Annotated in this window: 15 protein-coding genes; 4 read left to right on the top strand and 11 right to left on the bottom strand. The window is 55.6% G+C overall.

Going from position 1 to position 15479, the window contains the following annotated elements:
* Nucleotides 1-43: 43 nt before the first annotated feature.
* From L383_RS05320 to L383_RS05350, 7 genes are all read right to left on the bottom strand, one after another.
* Nucleotides 44-1381: an MFS transporter gene (locus tag L383_RS05320; RefSeq protein WP_045269315.1), complete on the bottom strand. Its 1338-nt coding sequence runs from the start codon at nt 1379-1381 to the stop codon at nt 44-46.
* A 178-nt stretch (nt 1382-1559) separates the two neighbouring features.
* Nucleotides 1560-2708 (bottom strand): galactonate dehydratase, encoded by a 1149-nt coding sequence (gene dgoD / locus L383_RS05325; protein ID WP_023331670.1) that lies wholly within the window; start codon nt 2706-2708, stop codon nt 1560-1562.
* Complete coding sequence (locus tag L383_RS05330) at nt 2705-3322, bottom strand: 2-dehydro-3-deoxy-6-phosphogalactonate aldolase (protein WP_023331669.1); 618 nt, start codon at nt 3320-3322, stop codon at nt 2705-2707. Before L383_RS05330 ends, dgoD begins: the two co-directional genes overlap by 4 nt.
* Nucleotides 3306-4184 carry a 2-dehydro-3-deoxygalactonokinase gene (locus L383_RS05335; protein WP_023331668.1) on the bottom strand — a complete coding sequence of 293 codons (879 nt, stop codon included), beginning with the start codon at nt 4182-4184 and terminating at the stop codon, nt 3306-3308. The genes L383_RS05330 and L383_RS05335 overlap by 17 nt, the downstream gene beginning before the upstream one ends.
* Nucleotides 4181-4870 (bottom strand): D-galactonate utilization transcriptional regulator DgoR, encoded by a 690-nt coding sequence (gene dgoR, locus L383_RS05340; protein ID WP_003861109.1) that lies wholly within the window; start codon nt 4868-4870, stop codon nt 4181-4183. Before dgoR ends, L383_RS05335 begins: the two co-directional genes overlap by 4 nt.
* A gap of 226 nt (nt 4871-5096) precedes the next feature.
* Nucleotides 5097-5909 (bottom strand): sugar-phosphatase, encoded by an 813-nt coding sequence (gene yidA, locus L383_RS05345; RefSeq protein ID WP_014881907.1) that lies wholly within the window; start codon nt 5907-5909, stop codon nt 5097-5099.
* Nucleotides 5910-6024: 115 nt separating this feature from the next.
* Nucleotides 6025-7050, bottom strand: a complete 1026-nt coding sequence (locus L383_RS05350) for a zinc-dependent alcohol dehydrogenase family protein (RefSeq protein WP_023331667.1) — start codon at nt 7048-7050, stop codon at nt 6025-6027.
* A 109-nt stretch (nt 7051-7159) separates the two neighbouring features.
* Here L383_RS05350 and L383_RS05355 point away from each other — a divergent pair, with 109 nt between their 5' ends.
* Entirely contained in the window at nt 7160-8095 is a 936-nt protein-coding gene (locus tag L383_RS05355; RefSeq protein ID WP_023331666.1) for a LysR family transcriptional regulator, read from the top strand.
* Nucleotides 8096-8128: 33 nt separating this feature from the next.
* Here L383_RS05355 and gyrB read toward each other — a convergent pair whose 3' ends face one another.
* The 4 genes from gyrB to dnaA are packed head-to-tail and all read right to left on the bottom strand — an operon-like array spanning nt 8129 to nt 14141.
* Complete coding sequence (gyrB, locus tag L383_RS05360; RefSeq protein WP_014881904.1) at nt 8129-10540, bottom strand: DNA topoisomerase (ATP-hydrolyzing) subunit B; 2412 nt, start codon at nt 10538-10540, stop codon at nt 8129-8131.
* Between the two features lie 28 nt (nt 10541-10568).
* On the bottom strand, nt 10569-11642 hold the full coding sequence (recF, locus tag L383_RS05365; protein WP_014881903.1) for a DNA replication/repair protein RecF: 1074 nt from the start codon (nt 11640-11642) through the stop codon (nt 10569-10571).
* The gene (gene dnaN, locus L383_RS05370; protein WP_010426557.1) at nt 11642-12742 is read right to left on the bottom strand and encodes a DNA polymerase III subunit beta; all 1101 of its coding nucleotides are present in this window, start codon (nt 12740-12742) and stop codon (nt 11642-11644) included. The genes recF and dnaN overlap by 1 nt, the downstream gene beginning before the upstream one ends.
* A gap of 4 nt (nt 12743-12746) precedes the next feature.
* Complete coding sequence (gene dnaA / locus L383_RS05375; RefSeq protein WP_014881902.1) at nt 12747-14141, bottom strand: chromosomal replication initiator protein DnaA; 1395 nt, start codon at nt 14139-14141, stop codon at nt 12747-12749.
* Nucleotides 14142-14741: 600 nt separating this feature from the next.
* Between dnaA and rpmH the strand changes: the two genes are divergently transcribed.
* Genes rpmH through yidD form a run of 3 tightly spaced genes read left to right on the top strand, consistent with a single transcriptional unit; the run spans nt 14742 to nt 15479 of the window.
* The gene (gene rpmH, locus L383_RS0124275; RefSeq protein ID WP_000831330.1) at nt 14742-14882 is read left to right on the top strand and encodes a 50S ribosomal protein L34; all 141 of its coding nucleotides are present in this window, start codon (nt 14742-14744) and stop codon (nt 14880-14882) included.
* A gap of 16 nt (nt 14883-14898) precedes the next feature.
* Complete coding sequence (rnpA, locus tag L383_RS05380; protein WP_014072458.1) at nt 14899-15258, top strand: ribonuclease P protein component; 360 nt, start codon at nt 14899-14901, stop codon at nt 15256-15258.
* A complete protein-coding gene (yidD, locus tag L383_RS25315) occupies nt 15222-15479 on the top strand; it encodes a membrane protein insertion efficiency factor YidD (RefSeq protein WP_001307474.1) in 258 nt (85 codons plus the stop codon). The genes rnpA and yidD overlap by 37 nt, the downstream gene beginning before the upstream one ends.

Here is a 15479-nt window from a genome sequence, read left to right as displayed (position 1 = left end):
CCTGATGCGCAGTTATCGCATCAGGGTAAAACATCCGTGTGGATTAGCCTACTCGTTTCACATCACCTACCAGCAGTATGTAAGAAAGCGCGCCAATCAACGCCACGGCGGAGATGTAAACCAGCGCCGGGCCAAAACCGTAATCCTGGGCCAGATAACCGATGACCAGCGGCACGGTAATTCCACCCAGCCCGCCAACGAAGTTGAACACACCGCCGGTCAGACCGATCAGCCGCATCGGTGCCAGGGACGACACCAGCGACCAGGTAATCGATGCGAAACCATTACCAAAGAACGCCACTGCCATCAGGGTCATTATCCACACCGGATCGTTGGTATAGTTGGCACCCATGATGCAGGTGGAGATCAGCAATCCGCAGATAATCGGTGTTTTACGCGCTACCCCCAATGAGAACCCTTTTTTTACCAGCTTATCCGCCAGCCAGCCCGAGAGCAGGACACCGAAGAACGCGGCAAGGAACGGTACGGTGGTCATAAAGCCCGCCTTCAGCGCGGTGATCCCCTTCTCCTGCGTCAGGTAGTTTGGGAACCACGTCAGGAAGAACCACAGCGTGGACGTCACCGCAAATTGCCCCAGGTAAACCCCCACCAGCTTACGGTGGAAGACCAGCTTCCAGTCGGCTTTGGTCAGCGGCTGGCGCGCCTCTTTTTTCACGGGCGCATCACCATCCACCAGGCCGCCGCCGTCGCGGATATAGTCCAGCTCTGCTTTGCTGATGCTTTTGGTCAGGCGCGGCGGCTGATAGACCTTAATCCAGATAAACGACCAGATGATGCCGATCCCACCGGTAACAATAAACACCCAGTGCCAACTCAGCAGTTCCTGGATCCAGATTAACAATGGCGTCAGGAATGCCAGACCAACAAACTGCCCGGAGGTGTAAAAGCCCACCGCGGAGGCACGTTCGTGTTCCGGGAACCAGCTGGTCACCATGCGGTTATTGGTCGGGAACGCGGGTGCTTCAAATATCCCGGTGATGGCACGCAGACCGATCAGCGACATTAGTCCGGTCGCGAAGCCCTGGAACAAGGTCGCCACGGACCAGCCAAAAATAGCGATAAAATAAGTCAGACGTGAACCCACGCGGTCAAGGAACCAGCCGCCCGGGATCTGGCAAAGCGTATAGAGCCAGGCAAACGCCGAGAAGACATAACCCATTTCCGCTTTAGTGATACCAAACTCTTCCTGAATATGGGCCGATGCCACGGCAAGGTTGGCGCGGTCAACATAACAAATGACCACGGTAATAAAGATCATCAACAGCGTCAGGTAACGGCGACGCCCGGTTTTTGCAGCAGTAACTGGAATATCCATCGCAATCTGTCTCCAGATTTTGGGCATAGCGAAGCCGCTCACCATGCCCTGTAGTTTCAGAGGGTGTAATTATTTTTTTATTTAAAAACGTAGCCAGAATGCGCTAAATAATTCGTGCTGGGGGAAGGCGGCAAGTTTTCGCATCCCCGGGAGCATACAAAAGTATGTAACCGGGGTAAGAAAGCGCAGCCAACGCCTCACCAGCGCGAAGTATGACGCGCATTTACCACTCGGCGACGGAACCGTCTTCATGCCGCCATAACGGGTTACGCCAGTCCGGCGCATGTTTACTCAGCTCAATAACTTTGGCTTCGTCAATTTCAACACCCAGACCCGGTTTCGTTAACGGTTTAAAGAATCCGCCTTCCATGCTGAAGTCTTCTTTGTTTTTCACAAAATCGAGCAGTTCCGCGCCTTTGTTATAGTGAATCCCCATGCTTTGTTCCTGGAACACGGCATTGCGGGAGACAAAATCGACATGCAGGCAGGCCGCCAGCGCGATTGGTCCGAGCGGACAGTGCGGAGCCAGCGCCACGTCGTAGGCTTCTGCCATGCCGGCAATTTTGTAGCATTCGGTGATACCGCCCGCGTGGGAGAGATCCGGCTGCAGGATCGCAATGCCGCCCGCTTCGAGCACCCGTTTAAATTCAAAGCGTGAGAACATCCGTTCGCCCGCCGCGATAGGAATGTGCGTCTGTTCAGCCAGCTTCGGATAGTATTCGGCCTGCTCGGCCAGCACCGGCTCTTCGATAAACAGCGGGCGATATGGTTCCAGTTCTTTAATGAGCACCTTCGCCATCGGCGCGCTGACACGCCCATGAAAATCCAGACCGAACTCAATCTCGTTGCCGAAGGCTTCACGGATTTGCGCCACGGTATTTACCGCCCGGTCTACCGCGCGCGAGTTGTCGATGACGCCCATCTCTTCGCAGCCGTTGAGCTTGAAGGTGTCAAAACCGATGTTGCGCAGCTGTGTAATGCCGTCGATCACTTCCGAAGGGCGGTCGCCTCCGACCCAGCTATAGGCTTTGATTTTGTCGCGCACCAGGCCACCCATCAGTTGCCAGACCGGGGCGTTCAGCACTTTACCTTTGATATCCCATAGAGCCTGGTCGATACCGGCGATAGCGCTCATGAGAATCGGACCACCGCGGTAGAAACCCGCGCGATACATCACCTGCCAGAGGTCGTTAATGCGTGCCGGATCCTGCCCAATCAGATATTCCCCCAGCTCATGCACTGCAGCTTCAACGGTGCGGGCTCGCCCTTCAATCACCGGCTCGCCCCAGCCCACAACACCTTCGTCGGTTTCGATTTTCAAGAACATCCAGCGCGGGGGTAAACGGTACGTGGTGAGTTTGGTTATTTTCATTTCACTGCCTCTCGATACGCTTTCACAAATGCTGCCGCCTGCTGTGCGGTACGTTCAACGGGCTGTCCGGCGCGATAAAGATCGCTGCCCAGCCCCGCGCCCACACAGCCAGCGCTTATCCACTGGCCCAGGTTTTCTGGCGTAACGCCACCCACGGCAAAGACCGGCACGCTGGCGGGCAATACCGCCTTCAGCGCTTTGATGTAATCCGGACCAAAAGCCGAGGACGGGAAAATTTTCAGCGATTGCGCGCCCGCGTCGAGGGCAGTAAACGCTTCTGTGGCCGTCGCGCATCCCGGACAAACGGTCATGCCGTAACCCACCGCACGGCGGATCACCTCAGAATGGATGTTCGGGGTGACGATGAGCTTGCAGCCCATCTTTGCCAGCTGGTCCACCTGCTCCGGTTGTAAGACGGTCCCCGCGCCAATCAGCGCTTTATCACCAAACGCATCCACCACGGCCGGAATGCTCTTTTCCCATTGTGGGGAGTTGAGCGGAATCTCCACCGCGTCGAACCCGGCGTCTATAACTGCGCCGACGTGCGCTAACGCCTCATCGGGCGTGATACCGCGCAAAATCGCGATAAGGGGAAGGTCAGTTTGCCACTGCATGAGCGATGCTCCTTATTCCTGCCTGAAATGCCGTGTCGCCGGGTACCGTTGAAACGGTAAGCCCAACAGCGCGGAACGCCTGTTCGTAGCGTGACGTTAGCGATGCGCCTGCGACAATCGTGATGGCCTGCTCGTGCGCGATGAAGTCACGCATGCTGGCGACCTCAGCGCCAATCAGCAGGCCCGAGAGAAATTCACTGACCTGCTCGCGCGGGAGATCGCCCAGCACGTGCGAGGCGCGAACCTCAAAAAGTTGCGGCAAAACGACAGGACAGGCGATCCCACGCGCCAGACCAGCAGCAAACGCCTCTGGCGAGGATTTTTGCTCCGGCAAACCAGCCCCCACCAGCGAATGGTTGAGCAGCAAATGATGCAGCTCGCCGGTCATCACGGTGCGAAAGTCGTGGATTTGCTCAGCATCCGCCTGGACCCACTTGCAGTGCGTTCCGGGCATAACGTAGACAGAAGAAGGAGATAGCGTGCGCGCGCCAAGGAGCTGCGTCTCTTCGCCGCGCATCACGTTATGGTTATCGTCGCGAGAAACGCACAAACCGGGAATAATCCAGATATTGTCGCCTACGGACGTTAAACGATCGCCAATAGCAGAGAAATGGGCGGGAACAGGCAAATAAGGCGCGGTTTTCCAGCCTACGTTACTGCCTACCATACCCGCCATGACTACCGGCGTGGCGCTATCGCGCCAGTTTTGCGTCACTTCTGCTAACACCGCCTCAGGGGATTTACCGTTCAGGCGCGTTACGCCTGCTTCTGATTGCCTGCTCTCCAGGCACTGCTCGTCCTGGTACAGCCAGGCGCGCAGATTGGTCGAACCCCAGTCAATTGCGATGTAGCGAGATGTCATGTGATTTCCTTCAACCTTCGTGTCGAGCTGGCAATCATGGTAAGTGCCGCCTGCTCTGCCGCATCGCCATCCTGATGCCGTATCGCATCAAACAGCGCTTTATGTTCCTGGAGCGTTTTTGGCATGTTGGCCTCATCGCCCATCCAGGTACGTTCAAATACTGCTCGCTGTAGCGAGCTGATCGCCACGCTAAGCTGCTGTAATACCGGGTTATGTACCGACTGCAACACCGCTTCGTGATAGCGAATGTCAGCCTCATTGAACGCTTCCCGGTTCTGGTTATTGGCAATCATGTCGTTTAAAGCCGACTCGATTTGTGCCAGGTCGCCAGACGTTGCCCGTTCCGCTGCCCAACGTGCGATTGCCGGTTCCACCAGATTTCGGACTTCACTCATCGCGCCGATAAGCCGCGGGTCGTAATCGTTTTCCAGTACCCACTGCAATACGTCGGTATCGAGGTAGTTCCACTGGTTGCGCGGGGCAACAAACGCGCCGCGATACCGTTTCATTTCAATCAGACGCTTCGCCATCAGCGAGCGGAACACTTCCCGGATGATGTTGCGCGAAGTTTCAAATTCCTCACACAGTTCAGCCTCTGCTGGCAGTGGCGAACCGGGAACGTATTTCCCCCCGACAATCTGGGTGCCCAGCGTAATGACGATGCGATCGGTTTTATTGAGAGTCATGGAGAGTCCTTGTGCTCTTTGTGTACATGACTACTTTACCGCGACCGCCGAATTTCACCTCACTTTTGCAGTACAAACGTGAGGGCGTTCGTCTTTGCCATGGCTGTAATGTAGTACAATCATTCAATGTTGTACTACAATCAAGATCACAAAAAGAACAATTCAATAAATTCAGCGCAAAAAAAAGCCCCGGTTGATAACCGAGGCCGATGAATGCAAACAGGCGTTACTGCAGCACAAACTTCTCGATGGCGTACGCCACACCGTCTTCCAGATTGGATTTGGTGACGAAGTTAGCCACGTCTTTCACCGACGGGATCGCGTTATCCATCGCGACGCCCATCCCCGCAAATTCAATCATCGCGATGTCGTTTTCCTGGTCGCCCAGCGCCATGATTTCCTCAGGTTTAATACCCAGCGCGTCAGCCAGTGATTTTACGCCCGTGCCTTTATTGACGCGTTTATCGAGGATTTCGAGGAAGTACGGCGCACTTTTCAACACGGTGTACTTCTCTTTGACCTCTGCCGGAATACGCGCGATGGCTTTATCCAGGATCTCCGGCTCGTCGATCATCATCACTTTCAGGAACTGCGTCGCCGGGTCCATTTTCTCGGCTTCACAGAAGACCAGCGGAATGGTCGCAACGTAAGATTCATGTACCGTGTAGTAGCTGATATCGCGGTTGGCGGTGTAGAGCGTATTGCGATCGAGCGCGTGGAAGTGAGAGCCCACTTCACGGGAAAGTTTTTCCAGGAACAGATAGTCGTCGTAGCTCAGTGCCGTTTGCGCAACCGTGCTGCCATCTGCGGCTTTCTGCACCAGCGCGCCGTTATAGGTGATGCAGTAATCGCCCGGCTGGTTCATGTGCAGCTCTTTCAGGTAACTGTGCACGCCCGCATACGGACGCCCGGTGGTCAGTACCACATTCACGCCCTTCGCGCGTGCGGCAGCGATCGCGTTTTTAACGGCAGGAGAGATAGTGTGGTCTGGCAGCAGCAGCGTGCCATCCATGTCGATTGCAATGAGTTTGATAGCCATGAGTTCCCCGGGATAAATGAGTGCTGTCTCATGCTAACGCGATTAAGCACACAAAAATAGAGCTACATTGCGCAACAGAAGTGCCCCTTTTACCCGCATCCCGGGGAATAATGCCTTACTCGCGGGTCAGGACAATTTTGCCAAACGCACCGCGATCCAGGTGTTTAAGCGCCTGTTCGAGTTCATCAAAGCGGTAGCGATGCTCGATCACAGGTTTCAGTCCCGTCACATCCACAGCGCGGACGAAATCTTCCAGCGCCCGGCGGTGCCCGACGCCAATCCCCTGAATGACCGGAGATTTCAGCAACAGTTCGCCAGCGGACAGCGAAATCTCACTTCCGGCCAGCACGCCAATAACAGAAATACGCCCGTGAACGGCAACGGCGCGCAGGGAATGCTTCAGGTTCTCTCCCCCCACGGTTTCGATAATATGGTCGATGCCGCGATCCTGCGTGAGCGCCAGGGTATTTTCAGCCCAGTCACCTTTCAGCCGGTTGATGACCTGGCTGGCGCCCAGTTTTTTGGCCAGCGCCAGTTTTTCATCGCTCCCCGAGGTGACAAACACCTCTGCGCCGTGCGCTTTTGCGATCTGCAGGGCGAATATCGCCACGCCGCCCGTCCCCTGCACCAGTACCGATTGCCCGGCACGTAACTGACCGCGCTCCACCAGCGCGAACCAGGCGGTAAGCCCTGCGCAGGGCAGCGTGCTGGCTTCTGCATCGTCCAGAGTGTCCGGGGCGGCCACCAGCGCGTCTTCCTTCACAATCACATACTCGGCCAGCATTCCCTGGAAATAGCCGCCGGAGGTTTTATAGGGCAAATTGCGCGCGTCCGCCTGTGGCCTGCCGTCGATCCACTCCGGGAAGAAAGTGGAAATGACGCGAGCGCCGGGTTTGAAACGTGTTACGCCTTCGCCCGTGCTGTCCACCACGCCCGCCATGTCAGACGCAGGGGTAAACGGGAAGGTAAGCGGAATCGGCATCGTGCCTTCAATAACCATTTTATCGCGATAGTTAAGTGCAACGGCATTTACCCGTACGCGCACTTCACCCGGGCCAGGCGTTTGAACAGGTTCCTGAATGAGTCTGAGGTTCTCGCGCCCGAGGGCATTCATGGACCAGCGTTGCATTGTCTCTGTCATAATTTACTCCTGCCATCTATTAAGCTTCAGTTCTGACAGTCTACCGTTGACTTAATCTCTCCAGTGGCGATAAGTTTTCTCTTTATTGACGCCACAAAAGATACAATTCATGAGCGATACGCTGAAGGATATCCCTGTTTTTGTCGCCGCCGTGGAGGCGGGAAGTTTTGCTCAGGCCGCCATGCGTCTGCATTTGTCACGCTCGGCGGTAGGAAAAAGCATCGCTCGCCTTGAACAGCGTCTTGGCGTTCGTCTGTTTCAGCGCACCACCCGTAGCCTGAAGCTGACCGATAACGGCGCACTTTTTTATGAACGCTGCCTGCGCGCGCTGGAGGAGATTCGGGGCGCAGAATCGTTGCTTGAGTCCGGGAAACAGCAGATCCGTGGCCGCCTGCGCGTCGCCATGCCGGTTCTGTTTGGCCGTCAGTGCGTTGCCCCTTTGCTGATAGAACTGGCGCAGGAGCACCCCGGTCTTGAACTGGAAATGTCTTTCAGCGACCGCGTGGTGGATCTCGTGGAGGAAGGATTCGATATGGCGGTACGTAACGGCACGCTGCAGGACAGTAGCATGCTGGTCGCCAGAAGGCTGGGGGAGCACCGGATGGTGCTGTGCGCCGCGCCGGATTACCTGCTGGAGAGGGGCCAGCCACAAAGCGTTGCGGATTTAGCACACCATGCAGCCATTAACTATCTGCGCGCAGGCAGAGTTTTGCCCTGGGAGCTGATGGATAACGAAGGGACGTCGCACACCTTTACTCCCCGCTCCTCACTCAACATGGACGACTTGCAGGCTATCTGCGATGCGGCGCTGGCCGGACACGGCATTGCGTGGCTGCCCTGCTGGATGGCCAGCAGAGAAATTCATCAGGGAAAACTCATCCCGCTGTTAAAGCAGGCACCGGAAGTGCGCTTCGACGTTCATGCAGTCTGGCAAAAGACGCCACATCTGCCACTGAGAGTCAGAATTGCCGTCGATATGCTCGCCAGCCGTTTACCGTCAGTGCTGTCGCTGGATTTGTCTGCACCCATAAAAAAACCGCGCTAAATGCGCGGCCTCAGTAAAGCAATCTCACTACGATTAAATATCGATATTCGCCGCTTTCAGCGCGTTCTCTTCGATGAAGGCACGGCGTGGTTCAACCGCATCGCCCATCAACGTCGTGAACAGCTGGTCGGCTGCAATCGCATCTTTCACGGTGACGCGCAGCATACGACGGCTTTCTGGATCCATGGTGGTTTCCCACAGCTGATCCGGGTTCATTTCACCCAGACCTTTATAACGCTGAATAGAAAGACCGCGACGGGACTCTTTCACCAGCCAGTCCAGCGCCTGCTCGAAGCTGGCTACCGGCTGACGACGTTCGCCACGCTCGATAAACGCATCGTCTTCGATCAGACCGCGCAGCTTCTCGCCGAGGGTGCAGATACGACGATATTCCGGACCGGTCACGAATTCGTGCTCCAGCGGGTAGTCGGTGTCGACGCCGTGGGTGCGCACGCGAACAATCGGCTCGAACTGCTGGGCCGCGTTCTGCTGAACGTCAAATTTCCACTGGCTACCGTGTTGCTCTTTCTCGTTCAGCTCGCTCACCAGGGTGTTCACCCAGCGGGTAACTGCCTGTTCGTCGCTCAGTTCGGCTTCGGTCAGGGTTGGCTGATAGATCAGCTCCTTCAGCAGCGCTTTCGGATAACGACGCTCCATACGACCAATCATTTTCTGAGTGGCGTTGAACTCAGAAACCAGACGCTCCAGCGGCTCGCCGGCCAGTGCAGGTGCATGAGAGTTCGCGTGCAGGGTTGCACCGTCAAGCGCGATCGCGATTTGGTACTGATCCATCGCATCGTCATCTTTAATGTACTGTTCCTGCTTGCCTTTCTTCACTTTGTACAGCGGTGGCTGTGCAATGTAGACGTGGCCACGTTCAACGATTTCCGGCATCTGACGATAGAAGAAGGTCAACAGCAGCGTACGGATGTGCGAGCCGTCGACGTCCGCATCGGTCATGATGATGATGCTGTGATAACGCAGTTTGTCCGGGTTGTACTCGTCACGCCCAATGCCGCAGCCCAGCGCGGTGATAAGCGTCGCTACTTCCTGAGAAGAGAGCATTTTGTCGAAGCGCGCCTTCTCAACGTTGAGGATTTTACCCTTCAACGGCAGGATTGCCTGGTTCTTACGATTACGGCCCTGCTTCGCAGAACCGCCCGCGGAGTCCCCTTCCACAAGGTACAGTTCAGAGAGCGCCGGGTCGCGTTCCTGGCAGTCAGCCAGCTTGCCTGGCAGACCCGCTAAGTCCAGAGCGCCTTTACGACGGGTCATTTCACGGGCTTTACGCGCAGCTTCACGAGCACGTGCCGCGTCAATAATTTTGCCGACAACGATTTTCGCGTCAGACGGGTTTTCCAGCAGGTATTCGCTCAGCAGTTCGTTCATCTGCTGTTCAACCGCCGATTTCACCTCAGAAGAGACCAGCTTATCTTTGGTCTGTGATGAGAACTTCGGATCCGGCACTTTCACGGAGACAACGGCAATCAAACCTTCACGGGCATCGTCGCCGGTGGCGCTGACTTTCGCTTTTTTGCTGTAGCCTTCTTTGTCCATGTAGGCGTTCAGGGTACGGGTCATCGCCGCGCGGAAGCCCGCCAGGTGCGTACCGCCGTCACGCTGTGGAATGTTGTTGGTGAAGCAGTAGATGTTTTCCTGGAAACCATCGTTCCACTGCAACGCCACTTCAACGCCGATACCGTCTTTTTCTGTGGAGAAGTAGAAGATATTCGGGTGAATTGGCGTTTTATTCTTATTCAGATACTCAACGAACGCCTTGATCCCGCCTTCGTAGTGGAAGTGGTCTTCTTTGTTGTCACGCTTGTCGCGCAGACGAATCGACACACCGGAGTTCAGGAACGACAGTTCACGCAGGCGTTTCGCCAGGATGTCATACTCGAATTCGGTGACGTTGGTGAAGGTTTCGAGGCTCGGCCAGAAACGCACCATGGTACCGGTTTTGTCCGTGTCGCCAGTGACGGCCAGCGGTGCCTGCGGCACGCCGTGCGTATAAAGCTGACGGTGAATTTTGCCTTCACGCTGGATAACCAGCTCCAGCTTCTGCGACAGGGCGTTAACCACGGAGACGCCTACGCCGTGCAGGCCGCCGGAAACTTTATAGGAGTTATCGTCAAACTTACCGCCTGCGTGCAGAACGGTCATGATCACTTCCGCAGCAGAGACGCCCTCTTCCGGGTGAATACCGGTTGGGATGCCACGGCCATCATCAGTGACGGAGACGGAGTTATCCGCATGGATGGTGACCACGATGTCTTTACAGTGACCCGCGAGCGCTTCGTCGATAGCGTTATCTACCACCTCGAATACCATGTGGTGCAGACCGGTGCCGTCATCCGTGTCGCCGATATACATACCCGGGCGCTTACGCACCGCATCCAGCCCTTTCAGGACTTTGATACTGGAGGAGTCATAAGAATTCGACATCAACGTTTCTCGCTCATTTCAACTTGGGTTAATCCGTTATTTTACCCTTTTCCACGGTAAACATCTTCGAATTTTCGTCCGACATGTCCATAACGTGTTCAGCGCTAATCGCGCTGACGAAAACCTGCGACTGCGTGGCTTTTAAGCGGCTGGCAAGCAGCCCGCGCCGCGCGTCGTCAAGTTCCGAGGCAAAATCATCTATCAGGTACAGGCAGCGTCGCCCGCTTTCGCGAGTGAGGAACTCTCCCTGCGCCAGGCGCAGTGCGCACATCAGGAGCTTGAGTTGCCCGCGCGACAATGTGTCTTCCACCGGCGCACCGTCGGCACGAATGCGGAAATCCGCCTTGTGCGGGCCGTGCGCGGTGTAGGTCAGCATGCGGTCGCGCTCGAAGTTTCTCTCTAACACCTCGGCATAATCCGTCTCTTTCTCCCAGCCGCGCTGGAAGGAGAAGGTGAGAGAGAACTCGGGTAAAAACTGTTTGCAGGTGTCGGCCATGTCTTCGGCGATACCTGCGCTGTATTCGGCACGCCAGCGGCTGATCTGTTCCGCGAGAGGGATAAGCTCCAAATCCCACGGGCGCAGCTGGGCGTAACGGGTGACCTGGCGCAACGCGGCGTTACGCTGCTTGAGCAGGCGCTTCAGGTTGCTCCAGGCGTTAAAGAAACCGGCTTCGTTGTGAAAGCATCCCCAGTCGAGGAATGCTCTTCTGTATTTGGGGCCGCCGTTGAGTAAAGTAAACCCCTCGGGCGTAATCAGCTGCATCGGCATGAGCAGCGCCAGCTCCGCCACCTTGTGGCCGTCGGTGCCGTCGATGCGTACCTTGCTGTCGCCCTGCTTGTCTTTGGTCAGGCCAATGGCGGTTTCTCGCTCCGCCCCCTGCAAACGCCCATGCAGAACAAAAGATTCCTGCTCGTGGCGAATGACGCGGCCAATCTGCAAACTGCGAAACGCCCGACCATGGCCGAGCGTATAGATGGCTTCCAGCACGCTGGTTTTGCCACTGCCGTTTGCGCCAACCAGGAAGTTAAAGCCAGGGGAGAGAGCGAGATCCGCGCTTTCGATGTTGCGAAAGTCGCGGATCAACAGACGGGTGAGCGACATTACAGTCTCATTGGCATGACAACATAAGCCGCGCTTTGGCTGGCAGCATCTTCAATCTGTACGCTCGATACGGAGTCGGTCAGCAGAATGCGCACGTTCTCGCATTTCAGCGCGTTCAGCACGTCCAGCACATAGCTGACGTTGAAACCGATTTCCATCTCGGTTCCGGCGTAGGTGACGTCCAGAATCTCTTCTGCCTCTTCCTGCTCCGGGTTATTGGCGGTGATTTTGATCTGGTTTTCACTCACGTACAGACGCACGCCGCGGAATTTCTCGTTAGAGAGAATGGCGGCACGGGCAAACGCCTGCTTGAGGCTATCGCAGCCCGCTTCCAGCGTTTTGTCCGGGTTCTTCGGCAATACGCGGCGATAATCCGGGAAACGGCCGTCAACCAGCTTCGAAGTGAAGACAAAATCGCCCACATGCGCGCGGATGTTATTGCTGCCGATCTGCACGCGCAGCGGCGTGTCGCCACCGTCGAGCATACGCATCAGCTCAATCACCCCTTTACGCGGCACGATCACCGAATGGTTTGGCAGCGAGTCGCCAATCGGCATAGAACAGACCGCCAGACGGTGGCCGTCGGTCGCTACGGTACGCAGCTCTTCGCCTTCGGTTTCGAACAGCATGCCGTTTAAGTAGTAACGAACGTCCTGATGCGCCATGGAGAACTGCGTGGCTTCAATCAAACGCTTCATCGTCGCCTGCGGCAGGGTGAATTCAACTTCACTCTGCCAGTCGTCCAGATTCGGGAAGTCTGCAGCAGGCAGCGTGGAGAGCGAAAAACGGCTGCGGCCAGAGCGCACCAGCATACGATCGCCTTCCAGCTGCACGGCAATTTCAGCGCCTTCCGGCAGCCCACGGCAGATATCAAAGAATTTACGTGCCGGAACCGTGGTCGCGCCCGCGTCGTGCGGCTGCGTCAGCGTAACGCGCGCGATCATTTCCATTTCCAGATCTGTACCGGTCAGCGACAGCGTACCGTCCGCGACCTGAAGCAGCAGGTTTCCGAGAATAGGCAGCGTTGGGCGGCCACCTAATGGGCCACTCACCTGTTGCAGCGGTTTTAATAAATGTTCACGTTCAACGGTAAATTTCATAGCGTCACGATGATAGTGTTCTGATTAAATTGGAGAAATCTTCTTTTATGTCGTGGCTTTCTTCGCGTAACTGCTCAATCTTGCGGCACGCATGCAGCACGGTCGTATGGTCACGGCCACCAAACGCATCGCCGATTTCCGGCAGACTGTGGTTGGTTAACTCCTTTGCCAGCGCCATCGCCATCTGACGCGGACGCGCCACCGAGCGGGAACGACGTTTAGACAGTAAATCTGCCACTTTGATCTTGTAGTACTCGGCCACCGTCTTTTGAATATTGTCGATAGTGACCAGTTTTTCCTGCAATGCCAGCAGATCACGCAGCGCTTCTCGCACAAAATCGATGGTGATCGCACGACCGGTAAAGTTGGCATTGGCGATCACGCGGTTCAGTGCTCCTTCCAGCTCACGCACATTGGAACGAAGACGCTTGGCAATAAAGAACGCCACTTCACCCGGCAGGCGAATGTCGTTCTCATCGGCTTTTTTCATCAGGATCGCGACGCGGGTTTCCAGCTCCGGCGGCTCGATCGCCACGGTCAGGCCCCAGCCGAAGCGGGATTTCAGACGATCTTCAACGCCGTTGATCTCTTTAGGATAACGATCCGAGGTCAGAATGATCTGCTGATTACCTTCCAGCAGGGCGTTGAAGGTGTGGAAAAATTCTTCCTGCGATCGTTCTTTATTGGCAAAGAACTGGATGTCATCGATCAGCAACGCATCAACGGAACGGTAGTAGCGTTTAAACTCTTCGATCGCATTGTTTTGCAGGGCTTTTACCATGTCCTGAACGAAGCGCTCGGAGTGCATATACACCACTTTCGCATTCGGCTTGCGGGCCATAATGCCGTTACCCACCGCGTGCAGCAGGTGCGTTTTACCCAGACCCGTGCCGCCATACAGGAACAGCGGGTTGTAGGCGCCACCGGGGTTATCAGCAACCTGACGAGCCGCCGCGCGCGCCAGCTGGTTCGACTTACCTTCAACGAAGTTATCGAACGTGTGCTTCACGTTAACGTTGGAACGGTAGGTTGGCTCTGCCGGTGCAGGCACGTTATCCCAGCCCTGACGAGCAGGTGCAACGCGAGGGGCTGGCGCAGGAGCGGCCTGAGCTGGCGCTGCGACATTCACGGTTTCACGAACGGTTTGGGTGACGGGCCTGGTGCCCACTTCAAAACGCAGCTGCGGGACATCTGACCCGCAGAAATCGTTCAGCAGGCCGTTGATGTTATTAAGGTACTTGTCTCTTACCCAATCGAGCACAAAACGGTTTGGCGCATACAAAGCCAGCGTGTTATCGCTCAGCTCCGCCTGCAACGGGCGGATCCACATACTGAATTCTGTGGCTGGTAACTCATCCTGCAATCGGGCAAGACACTGCTGCCAAAGCGAAAGTGACACGGCGGACTCCACTCGAACAATAAAAGAAAACTATTGAATATTCATGATTGTTGGCGCACATCGACATGACCCTGTGCAAAGGGTGACGTGCGAATTGCTATCTGCAATTTAATCCTGACCAGGATCCTGGGATCCCGATCGGGACCGCGGATCATAGCCTAAACTGAGCCAGAGATCTTCTGTTTCTCACAGATTCTTCCCGATTTATCCACAGGAAGATCCGAAACCGGGTAAGTGTAAACGATCCTGGCGCGAGTGCCTCGCGATTTAGCCCGCATATTGGAAAATTTAATGAGCAACGACAATTTATTGCTTAAATGATCTAACGAAGATCCGGGACGATCCTTGCGCTTTGTTGCCGAGCCCGTATAATCCTCGACCCGGCGCGTGATGCTCATCTTCCTGCGTCGTCCGTTGCTCATTTTCCACGCGAAATCGTGCGGAAATACGCGGGAAATAAGGAAAGAGAATTGACTCCGGAGTGTACAATTATTACAATCCGGCCTCTTTAATCACCCACGCTGAGGCGTTAGTCGTTCGAAACTCGTTCGGGTATACGCAAAAGTCAGTGAATTTATTCAAGTTTAGGTAGAAATCGCCATGAAACGCACTTTTCAACCGTCTGTACTGAAGCGCAACCGTTCTCACGGCTTCCGTGCTCGTATGGCTACTAAAAATGGTCGTCAGGTTCTGGCACGTCGTCGTGCTAAAGGCCGCGCTCGTCTGACCGTTTCCAAGTAATAAAGCTAACCCCTGAGTGGTTAAGCTCGCATTTCCCAGGGAGTTACGTTTGTTAACTCCCACTCATTTCACTTTCGTCTTCCAGCAGCCACAACGGGCTGGCACGCCGCAAATCACCATCCTCGGCCGCCAAAATTCGCTGGGGCATCCCCGCATCGGTCTCACAGTCGCCAAGAAAAACGTTAAGCGCGCGCATGAACGCAATCGGATTAAACGTCTGACGCGTGAAAGCTTCCGTTTACGTCAGCACGAACTGCCTTCTATGGATTTCGTGGTGGTGGCTAAAAAGGGGGTTGCCGACCTCGATAACCGTGCTCTCTCGGAAGCGTTGGAAAAATTATGGCGCCGCCACTGTCGCCTGGCTCACGGGTCCTGATAGCCCTCATTCGGGTCTATCAACGCCTGATTAGTCCGCTACTCGGGCCGCACTGCCGTTTCACACCAACATGCTCAAGCTACGGAATTGAGGCATTGCGCAGGTTTGGAGTGATAAAAGGCAGTTGGTTGACGGTGAAACGCGTATTAAAATGCCACCCTTTACACCCCGGTGGAGACGACCCCGTCCCCCCAGGACCTTTTGATACCAGAGAACACTAA

This window comes from Enterobacter sp. MGH 37 (assembly GCF_000534515.1).
In the GTDB taxonomy this organism is placed as follows: Bacteria; Pseudomonadota; Gammaproteobacteria; order Enterobacterales; family Enterobacteriaceae; genus Enterobacter; species Enterobacter kobei.
The sequence above is the reverse complement of the archived record's forward strand: the minus strand, read 5'-3'. Positions and strand labels throughout refer to the sequence as shown.

Bases quoted from the DNA above. Each gene is read 5' to 3' on its own strand.
- L383_RS05320 (WP_045269315.1), bottom strand. From the start codon at position 1,381: ATGGTGAGCGGCTTCGCTATGCCCAAAATCTGGAGACAGATTGCGATG.
- dgoD (WP_023331670.1), bottom strand. From the start codon at position 2,708: ATGAAAATAACCAAACTCACCACGTACCGTTTACCCCCGCGCTGGATG.
- L383_RS05330 (WP_023331669.1), bottom strand. From the start codon at position 3,322: ATGCAGTGGCAAACTGACCTTCCCCTTATCGCGATTTTGCGCGGTATC.
- L383_RS05335 (WP_023331668.1), bottom strand. From the start codon at position 4,184: ATGACATCTCGCTACATCGCAATTGACTGGGGTTCGACCAATCTGCGC.
- dgoR (WP_003861109.1), bottom strand. From the start codon at position 4,870: ATGACTCTCAATAAAACCGATCGCATCGTCATTACGCTGGGCACCCAG.
- yidA (WP_014881907.1), bottom strand. From the start codon at position 5,909: ATGGCTATCAAACTCATTGCAATCGACATGGATGGCACGCTGCTGCTG.
- L383_RS05350 (WP_023331667.1), bottom strand. From the start codon at position 7,050: ATGACAGAGACAATGCAACGCTGGTCCATGAATGCCCTCGGGCGCGAG.
- L383_RS05355 (WP_023331666.1), top strand. From the start codon at position 7,160: ATGAGCGATACGCTGAAGGATATCCCTGTTTTTGTCGCCGCCGTGGAG.
- gyrB (WP_014881904.1), bottom strand. From the start codon at position 10,540: ATGTCGAATTCTTATGACTCCTCCAGTATCAAAGTCCTGAAAGGGCTG.
- recF (WP_014881903.1), bottom strand. From the start codon at position 11,642: ATGTCGCTCACCCGTCTGTTGATCCGCGACTTTCGCAACATCGAAAGC.
- dnaN (WP_010426557.1), bottom strand. From the start codon at position 12,742: ATGAAATTTACCGTTGAACGTGAACATTTATTAAAACCGCTGCAACAG.
- rpmH (WP_000831330.1), top strand. From the start codon at position 14,742: ATGAAACGCACTTTTCAACCGTCTGTACTGAAGCGCAACCGTTCTCAC.
- yidD (WP_001307474.1), top strand. From the start codon at position 15,222: ATGGCGCCGCCACTGTCGCCTGGCTCACGGGTCCTGATAGCCCTCATT.